We start from the raw sequence: 11,623 nt of genomic DNA, 5'->3' as shown, positions 1-11,623 counted from the left end.
ATTCGCCTCGCGCTGAGCGATCTCTGCCGTCTGAGGATGCATAGACGAGATACTCCAATCAGAAGTAGCCCCATGAAAGAGTCCATTTCAGACCAGATCGTTGCCGCCGCCGGCGCGCTTTTCTACAGCGAAGGCATCCGCGCTGTCGGCATAGACCGCATCATCGAAGAAGCGAACGTTGCCAAGGCCACGCTCTATCGCCACTTCCCATCGAAAGACCATCTCGTCGCCGCCTATCTTCAGGATCGCCACGAACGCGTGATCCGTGCCCTTCACGACGCTTTGGAAGTGGAGGCGGCCCCGCGAGATCAGATCAGGCTGATTTTCGAACGCCTGCACGACAAGGCCGACACGCCTGAGTTTCGCGGCTGCGCCTTCGCGCTCGCTGTCGCCGAGCACGGCGATTCCGAGCGGATCGTGACCGTCGCACGAATGCACAAGAAGATGGTCGCGGACATTTTCCGAGACATCATGTCGAAAGCCGGTGTCGGCGGTGAACAGGCAGGGGCTCACCTTTCCCTGCTTTACGAGGGGGCGCTTGCAACGGTCGCCGTCGGGCGCGATCCCGAGGCTGTTCTCGTCGCACGCGACTGTGCTCTTTCCATGTTCGACGCGAGCGCCGGCTCGGCAAAACTCCTTTCTTGATCGCCATCCGACTGCGGTATCTCCGGATTCTCTCGGGCGTTGCGAGGAATATTTTCTACCATTTCACTAGAAAGAGAAAGACCTGTCTTCCTCATCACGGCGCCTCGCCTTAACGTACCTCATCGTCGGTAAAAGATTGGAGCTCCCATGGCCGCGGAATTCATCAGCGTTAGCTTCCCGAACGCCTCGAACGACCTGACCCCCCTTCCCGACGCGCCGGTGGATCCGCTTTTCCTGGAGCGTTATGCCCGCGCCCTCGACGATTACGGGTTCAACTATACCCTGCTCCCCTATTCCTCTTCGTCTTTCGATCCGTTCACGCTCGGCGCCACGGTTCTCGCCCACACCAGGAACATCAAGATCATCGTCGCGCTCCGCCCCAATACCGTCTATCCGACGGTTGCGGCCAAGGCGCTTGCGACGCTCGATCAGCTGAGCGGCGGGCGGGTCGTCGTGCACTTCATTGCCGGCGGCAATGATGAGGAGCAGGCCCGGGAAGGCGATTTCCTCAACAAGGAGGAGCGCTACGAGCGGCAGGAGGAATACATTCGCATCCTGCGCCTTGCCTGGACATCGAAGGAGCCCTTCGACTTCGACGGAAAATACTACCGCTTCAAGCAGTTCCGCAGCGCGGTGCGCCCCACGCACGGGCTGATCCCGATTTCGCTCGGCGGCTCCTCGGATGCGGCCTACCGCATCGGCGGTTCGCTCTGCGACATCTTCGGCCTCTGGGGCGAGCCGCTGGCGGAGACGAAACAGCAGATCGACCGGATCTACGCGGAAGCCGCAAAGGCCGGCCGGACCGACCGCCCGCGCATCTGGGTCACCTTCCGCCCGATCGTCGCCGAAACCGACGAACTCGCCTGGGAAAAGGCGCACCGGGTCCTGGAGCGGCTGAACGACAACCGCCAGAAGGGCCTCGCACGCTCGCCCCTTTCCGCCCCGCGCCCCGCCAATGTCGGGTCCCAGCGTCTGCTCGACATCGCGGCGCGCGGCGACGTGCACGACCGGGCCCTGTGGTATCCGACGGTCACCGCGACGAATGCCAGCGGCGGCGCCACGGCGCTGGTGGGATCGCCGCGCACGATCGCCGATTCCATCCTCGACTATATCGATCTCGGCGCCGATCTCATTTCGATCCGCGGCTACGACAATTTCAACGATGCCGTCGACTACGGGCGTTACGTCCTGCCGCTCGTGCGCGAAGGCATCCGCCAGCGGGAAGACGCCAAGAAGACGGCCGCCGCCTGATGACGGCGCTATTGCTGAACCAGCCGGAAAGCCCGGGAGTCACCTCCTACGATACGGACGTGCTGAACGCCACGGCACGCGCACTCGCCGAAGCGGCACCGGATGCCGATCGCACCGGAGCGTTCCCCTGGCCGGGCATCCGTGCCGTTCACGAGAGCGGCCTTCTGGAAAGCACCGTGGCCGTCCGCCATGGCGGACGGGGCGCTTCCCTCTATGATGCCGCCCACATTCTGGCGGCGCTCGGCCGGGGCGACCCGTCGGTGGCGCTCATAAGCGCCATGACGATCTTCAACCATCTCGGCCAGGCGGTGAAGAGCCATTGGCCGGAGGATCTCTACAGGCGCCTGCTGGCGGAGGCGAAGCAGCGCCCGCTCCTGCTCAACGCCGCCCGCGTCGAACCGGACCTCGGCTCGCCGGCGCGCGGCGGGCTGCCGGCAACGCTTGCCCGGCGCACGGCGACCGGCTGGTCGATCACGGGCCGCAAGCGCTTCGTGACCGGCGCGCACGGCCTCACGCATTTCCTGGTGTGGGCGCATACGGACGAGACGCCGGCGCGCGTCGGAACCTTCGTCGTGCCGAACGGCCTGCCAGGCATCCGCGTCATCGAAAACTGGAAGAGCCTCGGCATGCGCGCCACCGGCTCGCATGACGTGGAATATACCGACGTCGTCATTCCCGCAGAAAACGTGCTGGAGCTCGTCGATCCTTCCGTGGCGCAACAGGACAATCGCGCGCACGCCGCGATGAACCTGGCCCTGACCGCCATCTACCTCGGCGTGGCGGAAGCCGCGCAAGCGGCCTTCATCCGTTTCGCGCACGAGCGTGTCCCCACCAATCTCGGCCATCCCATCGCCCGCACGGAGCGGTTCGTGACGCTTTCGGGCGAAATCGACCTTCTCGTCTCCGGTGCCCGCCAGATCATCTTCGATGCGCTCGGGGCCGGGAAGAGCGACCCGGAGCGGCTGATCAGGGCCCGTATCCTTGCCGGCCGGCAATTGCGCGAAGCGGTCCAGATCGCGGTGCGCGGCATCGGCAATCCGGGCCTCGGCGCCGACCTCGGCCTCGAACGGCATTTCCGGGACATTCAGTCCGTACTCGTCCATGCGCCGCAGGAGGATACGTCCATCTCGATGTTGGGCCGCTCTGCCTTCGAACGGTGGAAGCAGACGGAGGCCGGCCCGTCGAGCCATCCGGCGAGAGCATCCGTTCTCAAGACGGCATGACGGAAAAGGGCGTCCGTCCGCCCCTATAACGTAAGGGAATTTGCATGAGCAACAATCTGATCGTCGGCTTCTCGGGCAATATCTCCCGTCCGTCGAGCACGAGGGGTTTCGTGGAAAGCGTGACCGAGGCGCTGGCCAAAAAGACCGGCCGGCAGCACGCGGTCTTCGACGTCGAGGACTTCGGACCATCTCTGGCGGCCGCACGGTCGGTCGCGGGCCTCGATCCGGAAGCTCGCACGGTGGTCCGGACGATTGTCGAGGCCGATGCACTCGTCGTCGGGTCTCCGACCTACAAGGGAAGCTATACGGGGCTGTTCAAGCATGTCATCGATCTGCTCGATCCCTCCGACCTGCGCGGCAAACCGGTCGTGTTGGCGGCAACCGGCGGCGGAGAACGGCATTCCCTCGTCGTCGAGCACCAATTGCGTCCGCTCTTCGCATTCTTCGAGGCTTTTGTCACGCCGACGGCGATCTATGCCTCGGGCCGTGATTTCATCAACGGCCTCCCGACGCCTGCCATACTTGGCCGCGTGAACCAGGCGCTCACGGAAGCCTCCCTGCTTATCAGCGCGCGCTCGACCTCGACGGCGATAGCGGCGGAGTAGACGCCATCGGCGCCGAAACGGCGCAGCGCGCAACCGGCCGCATTCAGGCCGAGGTTTCGCGCATGCGGGCCGGCGTCGTGTCGTGAATCCGGTTCCAGGCCCTATGGAACTGCCGCGTCGAGGAGAAACCCGCCCGCTCCGCCACGCTGTCCATGTCGAACCGCGACCCGACGACCAGTTCCCGCGCCAACGCGACCCGAATGCGGTTCACATAGTCGCTGACGCTCATGCCGACATGCTCGTTGAACAGGCGCGAGAGGTTGCGCGGGCTGGTCGCAGCGACGCTCGCCAGCGAAGCGACAGACCATGCGCGGGCGGGATCGGCGGCGACGGCATCCTGCGCGCGATGGATCGCAGGATGGATATGGTTGCGCCCCTCGAGCCACGGTGAAAGCTGCGGATCCGCTCCGGCCCGCCGGAGATAGACGACCAGATTGCGCGCGGCGGCGAGCGCCGTGCCGTGACCGGCCTCGCGCGCCACGATCGCCAGCATCAGGTCGATGCCGGATGTCACTCCGGCACTGGTCAATCGCTCGCCGTCCTCGACATACAGCCGGTTGTCCCGCACGCGCGCCGTCGGGGCAAGGCGGACAAGCTCCGACAGCGTCGAGTGATGGGTCGTGCATTCGTAGCCTTCGAGCAGGCCGGCGCGGGCGGCGAGCAATGCGCCCGAGCAGATCGTCGCAAGCCGTATTCCGGGGCGGATGCTGCGCTTCAGCCATTCGACGATCCCGGCCTCGAACGCCCTGTCCGCGGTTCGCGTACCGGCCGCCAGACCGAGCGGTTCGTCGACCGCACCGGAGACGACGACGAGGGCATGTTCCGGCAGGTGCCCGGGCAGCGGCTCGATACCGGAAAGCGCAAGGCCGACCGAGCTGAGAACATGAGAGGACGGTCCGACATACGTGACGGCGAACCGAACCGCCGCCTGCGCCAGATTGGCCTGGCGCAGCACTTCCATCGGACCCGCGATGTCCAGCAACAGGGCGCGCGGCGGGACAACCAGAAAGACCGGGATCTCCCGGCGCCTTTCCTCCTTCATCATGCCGCGGCAGCTTCGGGCGCGCCGGCCAACGCATCCTCGACGGTCGCGATGCGCGCAAAGCGGCCCGCCAGAACGAGCTCCGTGCGGGCGCGGATTTCCGCCGCGCTCCATTCACGGCCCGATGCATCCACCATGGGGAACGTCAATGTGGCCTCGCCGACATAATCGACGGCATAGCCGAGGTCGGATGCATGGCGCGTCGTGGTTTCGCAGCATTGCTCCGTGCGGATGCCCGATACGATGACGCGGCGGATCCCCTGCTCGGTCAGCCAGACATCGAGCCCGCTCCCGACGAGCGCACTGTGACGGCGCTTGCGGAAAACCACGTCCGGCTGGATCTCAAGCGGCGCGATCGGCTTCACCAGCCCGGAGGCCTCGCTGAAAACACCCGCCTCCTCGACGTGAAAGATCTGGACGACAGGGATGCCCCGCGCCTTCGCGCCGTCGATCAGAGCCTGCTGGCGTGCGATATAGGGACCCAGTTCCTGGTTGCGGAAATAATCCCGGTGGCGAAAGGATTCCTGGGCGTCGATTACAAGGAGCGCGGTCGGCTGGGACATGTTGTGACCTCCATGATTGATGAGGAAACTCTACAGGCCAATGCCCCGCGCAAAAGACCGGCCATGGACGAATAAGAGACAAATCATGCCAATCGTGCCTTTCGGAATGTCCACCAGGCCAACCTGCAACCATTCGATTGCCGCCACCTGGCGCCTGTCTACCGCTGCATGCCCCAGCGCCGGACCGTAAACGTCTCGATGACGCGGAAGATCACGCCTTCCACCAGAAGCCCGATGATGATGACCATGGCAAGGCCGGCGAAGACCTTGTCGGTGAAGAGCTCGTTGCGGTTGCGGAAGATGAACCAGCCCAGCCCGCCGGAACTGGAGCTGACGCCGAAGACGAGCTCGGCGGCGATCAGGGTGCGCCAAGCGAAGGCCCAGCCGATCTTGAGGCCGTAAAGGATGGAGGGAAGAGCCGCCGGGATGAGGATGCGCAGGATATAGAACGGGCCCTTGAGCCCATAGTTGCGGCCAACCATGCGCTGCGTTTCGGGGACGCTGTCGAAGCCGGTGAGCGCGGCGAGCGCGAAGGGCCAGAGCACCGCATGGGTCAGCACGACGAGCAGGCTTTTTTCGCCCAGCCCGAACCACAGCATGGAGAGCGGCAGGAGCGCGATCGCCGGAAGAGGGTTGAACATGGCGATCAGCGTCTGCAGCGCCTCGCGCGCCAGCGTGTTCGCCACGGCGACCGACACGACGACGAGCGCCAGCGCGACCGCGATGACATAGCCCTTGACGAGCACCGAGATCGAGCCCCAGGAGGAGCCGAGAAGGTTTTCCTCGACGATCGCCTCCCAGAGCGCGGACATCGCTGCGGTGAAGGTGGGAAACAGGATGGGCTTGCCGTGGAAAAGCGCGGCCGCCTGCCAGATTGCGGCAAGCGCGGCGAGCACGACCAGCTTGCGCGCGAAGGCCGACTTCCACGCCGCCTTGAGCAGGCGGCGGACGGCCGGGGTTCCGGCCTGCAGGGACGGCGCGGAGGATAGAGAGGTCATGGGGGTCTCAGACATGCGCCGGCTCCTTTGCCTTCGGCCGGGAGAAGAGGAGGTCGTGGACCTCGCGCGAGACCTCCTCGAAGCGCCTGCCGCCGACCTCGGAAAGTCCGAACGCAGCCGTATCGAAGCTCGCGATGGTGCGCCCCGGATGGGCGGAGAGGAGGTGGAGCTTGGTGCCGACCAGGATCGCCTCCTCGATCGAATGGGTGACGAAGAGCAGCGTAAAGCGAAGATCCTCGGCGAGCGCCAGGAGGTCCTCCTGCAATTGCCGGCGCGTCAGCGCATCGAGGGCGGCGAAGGGCTCGTCCATCAGCAGCACGTCGGCATCCGTTACGAGCGCGCGGGCGATCGCCGCGCGCTGCTTCATGCCGCCGGAAAGCGTGTGGGGATAGGAGTCGAGCACGCGTTCGAGCCCGACCTTGCGCAGCGCCGCCTCCGCCTTGCCGCGGATTTCCGCGCGCGGAAGCTTGCGGGCGACGCGCAGGGGGAACTCGACGTTCTGCCGCACGGTCTTCCAGGGAAGCAGCTGGTCGAATTCCTGGAAGACGACGATGCGGTCCGGTCCGGGACCTGCCACGTCGCGGCCCCTCACCCTTATCCTTCCGGACGTCGGCCGGATGAAGCCCGCGACCGCTTTCAGGATCGATGACTTGCCGCAGCCCGAAGGGCCGAGGAGGACGAGGCGTTCACCCTCCCGGACGCTGAGCGAGACGTTCTCCACCGCGCGAACCGCGCCCGCGTCGGTGTCGTAGTCGAGGGTCAGTTCGACCGCTTCGAAGACCGGCGTGCCGGCGCCGGCTATGGGGCCGTGCGCGCCCACCGGTCAGCTTCCGTTCTCGCCGTGCAGCTCCTCGAAGGTGTAATCCTTCCAGCTTTCGGCCTTCTTCTTGATCGCGCCGGTGCGGTGCAGGAAGTCGGCGAACTTGTAGGAGGCGGACGGCACGAGCGTATACTTCGACTCGGGCGATTCGAGCAGCGACTGGACGAACTCCGGATCGAGCTTGGAATTCTCGATCTTGACGTAGGTCTCGGCCGCCTCCTTCTTGTTGGCCTCGATCCAGGCCGAGGCTTCCTTGAAGGCTTCGAAGAAGGCCTGGTAGGTCTTCGGGTTCTTCTCGCGGAAGTCGAGCGTCGAATAGACGTAGGTCGGCGTCACCGGCCCGCCGAGGACGTCGTAGGAGGAGAAGACCTTGTGGATGGCGGGGTCCTTCAGCGCCTGCTCCTGGAACGGCGTGTTGGAAAGGTGCGAATTGATCTCCGTCGAGCCGGAGAGAAGGGCGGCGGTTGCGTCCGGATGGGGCAGCGTGACGGTGATGTTGTCGAGCTTGCCGTGGTTGCCCTCGCCGAATTCCTTCTCCGCCGCGATCTGCAGGATGCGCGCCTGCACCGAGACGCCGACGGCGGGCAGCGCGATCTTGTCCGCCTCGGTGAAGTCCTTCAGCGACTTCACGTCCGGGTTTCGGGTGATGAGGTAGTTCGGCTGGTTGGAAAGGCCGCCGACGATCTTCACCGCGCCGTCGGTGCGGTCCCACAGCGTCAGGAACGGGCCGATGCCGGCGGCCGCGATGTCGATCGAGCCGGAGAGCAGCGCGTCGTTGACGGCCGCGCCGCCGGAAATCTTCGCCCATTCCACCGTGACCTCGTCGAGCCCGAGCGCCTTGGCGTGCTTCTGGATGAGGTCCTGGTCGCGGATGACGTGGAGCGGCAGGTAGATGGTGCCGAACTGCTCGGAAATGCGGATCGTGCCCTCCGCGAACGCGGCCCTGACCGGCATCAGGGCGGAAACGGCAAGAGCCGTCGCCGCGAGAAGTTTGAGAAGGCTGCTCATGAAAATTCCTTTCGAGTGCGCGATTGAAACGGAGAGGGTCCGGTCAGCTTTCGGCGGCGGCGAGCTTCGAGCCGCCGTACGCTCCGACCGAGAATTCGTTGGCGATGGCGTCGCGCACGCCGAGGCGGTTACCGGCAAGCCCGAGCTCCGGGAAGAGGAGTTCGGCGACCCGGTAGGCCTCCTCCAGGTGCGGATAGCCGGAGCCGATGATCGTATCGATGCCGACGGCCTGGTATTCACGCAGCCGCTCGGCGATCTGCTTCGGCGTGCCGACGAGCGCGGTGCCGACGCCGACGCGCACCAGCCCGACGCCCGCCCACAGGTTGGGCGCGACGACGAGCTTGTCGCGCCGCCCGCCGTGGAGTGCCGCCTGCCGCCGCTGGCCGACCGAATCCATCTCCTCGTTGAAGCGCTTCCAGGCACGCTCGATCTGCTCGTCGGAAATGTGGCTGATGAGCCTGTCGGCCGCGGCCCAGGCCTCTTCTTCCGTCTCGCGCACGATGAAGTGGAGGCGCATGCCGTAGCTGAGCGTGCGGCCGAAGGCGGCGGCGCGGCGGCGGGCGGACGCCACCTTCTCGGCGACCTGGTCGAGCGGTTCGCCCCAGGTGAGATACGTGTCGACGGTGGCGCCGGCGAGACCCTGGCCGGCCTCCGACGAGCCGCCGAAATAGAGCGGCGGATGCGGCTTCTGCACCGGCGGGAAATCGACGCGGGCACCCTTGAGCCTGTAGTATTCGCCGTCGAAGTCGACGGTCTGGCCGGAGACCATGCGCTTCCAGATGTCGAGGAATTCGCCGGCCTGCCGATAGCGCTCGTCATGGGCGAGGAAGATGCCGTCGCCGCCAAGCTCCGTCGGGTTGCCGCCGACGACGACATTGAGGAGGAGACGTCCCTCGCTGATCCGGTCGAGCGCCACCGTCTGGCGCGCGGCGAAAGCGGGCGAGGTAACGCCGGGCCTGAGCGCGACCAGGAACTTCAACCGCTCCGTGGCGGTCGCGAGCGCGGTCGCGGTGATCCAGGAATCCTCGCAGCTCTGCCCGGTCGGCAGCAGCACGCCCTGAAAGCCGAGCGCATCGGCGGCGATCGCGACCTGCTTGAAATAGCGGAATTCGGGCGGACGCGAGAGCCTGTCGCTGCCAAGGTAGCTGCCGTCGCCATGCGTCGGTATGAACCAGAAGAAATTCAGCGGTTTGCTCTCCGCCGGTTTGTGCGCGGCATGCCGCAATGTATCCGTCATGGTGGGCCTCCATGACAGGCATCCTAAATCGATGAATTCCACAGGAAAGGTAGATTATTCTAATTGCGCGGCGATCCTGCGCAAAGGAGATGCTTCGCCCATTTCAATAGCTTGCGGAATTGCGCGGAACCCGGCGAAAGCCGAGATGGAGCGGGTAGCGGGAATCGAACCCGCGCGTTCAGCTTGGGAAGCTTGTAGAACATTCAATAAAAACAGGGCGGCGTGTCACTACCAATCGACCACGTTTCATATAGATTTCGATCCGTGTCACGGATTGTTCTGGTTTTGCGGAGGGGAAAATGAAGCTGGCGCCTGAGATCGAGAACGCCCTGGACCGCTTTGCCGAGGAGCAGGGCATTAAGCGCGAGGAAGCGCTTTCGGTTATCACCCGAGACTGGTTGATCGGGCTGGGATATCTCCGCGCCGAGTGTGGCGAAGAGGAAGAGAGATCGGCTCAAATCTGAGCCGATTGATAAACGCGTTTTCCAGGGAGCAGCTTTTCAAATTTTCGCCCAACCGTACCGAAATCGCGAAATCAGACCTTCCCTCTAGTAGACCAAAGTCGTAGATGACGGAGGCTCCTCCCCGGAGCTCCCGCGACGTTGAGCCAAGGACGTCGCTTGCCTTGCCCCGCCTTAGTGCGGGGTCTTTTCATGGCCGCCTATCGTGCACTTCCTGAAAGCGGGAATGACGATTTGATCGTGCTCTTTCGCTCTGCCCCAGGAGTTCACCCCGATATGCGACGCCCTTCTTCGTGAGGCGGAACGTCCATGCGGGGGCGTTTCCTGTCCATTCGACCAGGCCAAGCCGCCTTGCCTCGATCGCCGTCTTGAGGCCTGTCCCCTTCGGGCATCCCCTAAACTCTTCTGATGACATTGCGATGATGAATACGCGAAGACGCTCTGCAGCTCCCAAGCCCATGCTACCCTCCTTGTATCGGCGGTAATCGGTAGGTAGTGCAATTGATCCGGCAGGCAAGGGCATGGTAAGGCCGGTAGCAGCTCACCTTGCCACACGCCCCGCCATCTACAAGGTGCGCTCCAGCCTCGCAATGACCTTAATTGAATCGTTGCTAAATTGGCGATGGAGGCGCATTGTCAGCGCTTCGGCAGCCATCGACACGGGCGCTGCTGTTTGAGGGCTAGCTACCCTGGCCCCAACAAAGGAGGACGCCATGTCTTCCCTATTTGATCGTCGCCAAGACAGGTACTTCATAGCCACGATGACCTCTCATGTCATCGTCGCAGCCAGCATGATTATGATCATCTCCGTCCTGACCGAGGGATGGCTATGGTGATCTTGACCTTCCGCGCGCCGCGGACAGCGGCAAGCCTGAAAGAGACCGTTCTTCGCAAGATTCTCGGTGATGCCAACTACGAAACCGAGAAACTTGTCGGAGGTGCCGGCCCCGAGAACGAAGAGGCCCGAAAAGTGGTCCGTCTCATCAAGGCAGCAACTATCGGTGCGGAAAACTATCCGCTCTCCAAGGCCGCTCTGCACCGTGATCGACACGCCGGCATCGACGTCTGGGACAACGAAGGCGGCGCTGCCGAGGGAGGTCCAAGGTGTCCACGCGGATGACGGCCATGCTTCTGCTTGTCCTGTGTTCAGCCGTCATCATATGGGCATATCGTCCCGACCAGAGCAAGTACGACAGACTTCATCCCGAACAGATGCGCCAACCGGCCTCGATAGAATAGGAGCTTGAGATGGCGGATAGAACGACAGAAACAACAATTACTTTTGCTCACCCGTTCAGCCTGTCTTCGCTTGTGACGCCGCTGGAGGCCGGGACGTATCGTCTGGTTGTAGACGAGGAGCTTATCGAGGGGCTGAGCTTCCCCGCCTATCGACGCACCGGCACTCATCTGGAAATCCCAGCTATATCGGTCTTGACCGGGAAGCGGCAGTTTCTTCAAGTAACGAGAGCCGAAATAGAAGCTGCCCTCAGTCGGGATGCCGGTCTATAGAATGACATTCGCGCGCTTCCGAGGACAGTTTGCGAATTGTCCTCCGGCAGACAAAAAGTACGCATATCCCTGAAGCCGAATGATGGCGGTAGGGTATGTCGACTACGGCGGTCCGCCTTTCTGCCCCGCCTCGATCCGCTGCAATATCTCCCTCACGACCTTGATGTCGCCGGCCTGCTGACTGACGAGGTTCTGCAACTCCTTGATTGCGGTCGCCGTCGAGTTGCTGGTCTGCTCCGTCACGGTCAGGCGGTAGTCTAG

General features: G+C 64.0%; 13 protein-coding genes. 7 read left to right on the top strand and 6 right to left on the bottom strand.

All coding sequences use genetic code 11. The features are described from left to right. Positions 1-72: 72 nt before the first annotated feature. The 4 genes from ACIIOY_RS05745 (at position 73) to msuE (ending at position 3,724) form a co-directional block, all read left to right on the top strand. Positions 73-645, top strand: a complete 573-nt coding sequence (locus ACIIOY_RS05745) for a TetR/AcrR family transcriptional regulator (protein WP_411033676.1) — start codon at positions 73-75, stop codon at positions 643-645. 147 nt (positions 646-792) lie between these two features. Beyond that, on the top strand, positions 793-1,896 hold the full coding sequence (locus ACIIOY_RS05740) for an LLM class flavin-dependent oxidoreductase (protein ID WP_411033675.1): 1,104 nt from the start codon (positions 793-795) through the stop codon (positions 1,894-1,896). Continuing rightward, positions 1,896-3,119, top strand: coding sequence for an acyl-CoA dehydrogenase family protein (locus ACIIOY_RS05735; protein WP_411033674.1), 1,224 nt, complete (start codon positions 1,896-1,898; stop codon positions 3,117-3,119). Before ACIIOY_RS05740 ends, ACIIOY_RS05735 begins: the two co-directional genes overlap by 1 nt. 44 nt (positions 3,120-3,163) lie before the next feature. After that, positions 3,164-3,724, top strand: coding sequence for an FMN reductase (msuE, locus tag ACIIOY_RS05730; protein WP_411033673.1), 561 nt, complete (start codon positions 3,164-3,166; stop codon positions 3,722-3,724). 43 nt (positions 3,725-3,767) lie between these two features. On the opposite strand, the gene ACIIOY_RS05725 is transcribed toward msuE, so the two are convergent. The 6 genes from ACIIOY_RS05725 to ssuD form a co-directional block, all read right to left on the bottom strand. Beyond that, complete coding sequence (locus ACIIOY_RS05725) at positions 3,768-4,769, bottom strand: GlxA family transcriptional regulator (protein WP_411033672.1); 1,002 nt, start codon at positions 4,767-4,769, stop codon at positions 3,768-3,770. After that, positions 4,766-5,329 (bottom strand): isochorismatase family protein, encoded by a 564-nt coding sequence (locus tag ACIIOY_RS05720; RefSeq protein ID WP_411033671.1) that lies wholly within the window; start codon positions 5,327-5,329, stop codon positions 4,766-4,768. Before ACIIOY_RS05720 ends, ACIIOY_RS05725 begins: the two co-directional genes overlap by 4 nt. A gap of 158 nt (positions 5,330-5,487) precedes the next feature. Next, positions 5,488-6,342 (bottom strand): ABC transporter permease, encoded by an 855-nt coding sequence (locus ACIIOY_RS05715; protein ID WP_411033670.1) that lies wholly within the window; start codon positions 6,340-6,342, stop codon positions 5,488-5,490. Further along, positions 6,335-7,147 carry an ABC transporter ATP-binding protein gene (locus ACIIOY_RS05710; RefSeq protein WP_411033669.1) on the bottom strand — a complete coding sequence of 271 codons (813 nt, stop codon included), beginning with the start codon at positions 7,145-7,147 and terminating at the stop codon, positions 6,335-6,337. Before ACIIOY_RS05710 ends, ACIIOY_RS05715 begins: the two co-directional genes overlap by 8 nt. Before the next feature lie 3 nt (positions 7,148-7,150). After that, a complete protein-coding gene (locus ACIIOY_RS05705; RefSeq protein ID WP_411033668.1) occupies positions 7,151-8,155 on the bottom strand; it encodes an ABC transporter substrate-binding protein in 1,005 nt (334 codons plus the stop codon). A gap of 43 nt (positions 8,156-8,198) precedes the next feature. Further along, positions 8,199-9,392 (bottom strand): FMNH2-dependent alkanesulfonate monooxygenase, encoded by a 1,194-nt coding sequence (gene ssuD, locus ACIIOY_RS05700; protein WP_411033667.1) that lies wholly within the window; start codon positions 9,390-9,392, stop codon positions 8,199-8,201. A gap of 299 nt (positions 9,393-9,691) precedes the next feature. On the opposite strand from ssuD, the gene ACIIOY_RS05695 reads away from it, so the two are divergent. From ACIIOY_RS05695 to ACIIOY_RS05685, 3 genes are all read left to right on the top strand, one after another. Further along, positions 9,692-9,856, top strand: coding sequence for a hypothetical protein (locus ACIIOY_RS05695; RefSeq protein WP_411033666.1), 165 nt, complete (start codon positions 9,692-9,694; stop codon positions 9,854-9,856). An 826-nt stretch (positions 9,857-10,682) separates the two neighbouring features. Then, positions 10,683-10,973, top strand: a complete 291-nt coding sequence (locus ACIIOY_RS05690; RefSeq protein WP_411033665.1) for a hypothetical protein — start codon at positions 10,683-10,685, stop codon at positions 10,971-10,973. Between the two features lie 128 nt (positions 10,974-11,101). Next, on the top strand, positions 11,102-11,362 hold the full coding sequence (locus tag ACIIOY_RS05685) for a hypothetical protein (protein WP_411033664.1): 261 nt from the start codon (positions 11,102-11,104) through the stop codon (positions 11,360-11,362). The last annotated feature ends 261 nt before the right edge of the window (positions 11,363-11,623 follow it).

This window comes from Shinella agrisoli (genome assembly GCF_046557955.1).
In the GTDB taxonomy this organism is placed as follows: Bacteria; Pseudomonadota; Alphaproteobacteria; order Rhizobiales; family Rhizobiaceae; genus Shinella.
This window is presented reverse-complemented; position numbering and strand designations above follow the sequence as displayed.

Excerpts from the sequence above, each read along its gene's own strand:
- ACIIOY_RS05745 (WP_411033676.1), top strand. The coding sequence starts at position 73 with ATGAAAGAGTCCATTTCAGACCAGATCGTTGCCGCCGCCGGCGCGCTT.
- ACIIOY_RS05740 (WP_411033675.1), top strand. The coding sequence starts at position 793 with ATGGCCGCGGAATTCATCAGCGTTAGCTTCCCGAACGCCTCGAACGAC.
- ACIIOY_RS05735 (WP_411033674.1), top strand. The coding sequence starts at position 1,896 with ATGACGGCGCTATTGCTGAACCAGCCGGAAAGCCCGGGAGTCACCTCC.
- msuE (WP_411033673.1), top strand. The coding sequence starts at position 3,164 with ATGAGCAACAATCTGATCGTCGGCTTCTCGGGCAATATCTCCCGTCCG.
- ACIIOY_RS05725 (WP_411033672.1), bottom strand. The coding sequence starts at position 4,769 with ATGATGAAGGAGGAAAGGCGCCGGGAGATCCCGGTCTTTCTGGTTGTC.
- ACIIOY_RS05720 (WP_411033671.1), bottom strand. The coding sequence starts at position 5,329 with ATGTCCCAGCCGACCGCGCTCCTTGTAATCGACGCCCAGGAATCCTTT.
- ACIIOY_RS05715 (WP_411033670.1), bottom strand. The coding sequence starts at position 6,342 with ATGTCTGAGACCCCCATGACCTCTCTATCCTCCGCGCCGTCCCTGCAG.
- ACIIOY_RS05705 (WP_411033668.1), bottom strand. The coding sequence starts at position 8,155 with ATGAGCAGCCTTCTCAAACTTCTCGCGGCGACGGCTCTTGCCGTTTCC.
- ssuD (WP_411033667.1), bottom strand. The coding sequence starts at position 9,392 with ATGACGGATACATTGCGGCATGCCGCGCACAAACCGGCGGAGAGCAAA.
- ACIIOY_RS05695 (WP_411033666.1), top strand. The coding sequence starts at position 9,692 with ATGAAGCTGGCGCCTGAGATCGAGAACGCCCTGGACCGCTTTGCCGAG.
- ACIIOY_RS05690 (WP_411033665.1), top strand. The coding sequence starts at position 10,683 with ATGGTGATCTTGACCTTCCGCGCGCCGCGGACAGCGGCAAGCCTGAAA.
- ACIIOY_RS05685 (WP_411033664.1), top strand. The coding sequence starts at position 11,102 with ATGGCGGATAGAACGACAGAAACAACAATTACTTTTGCTCACCCGTTC.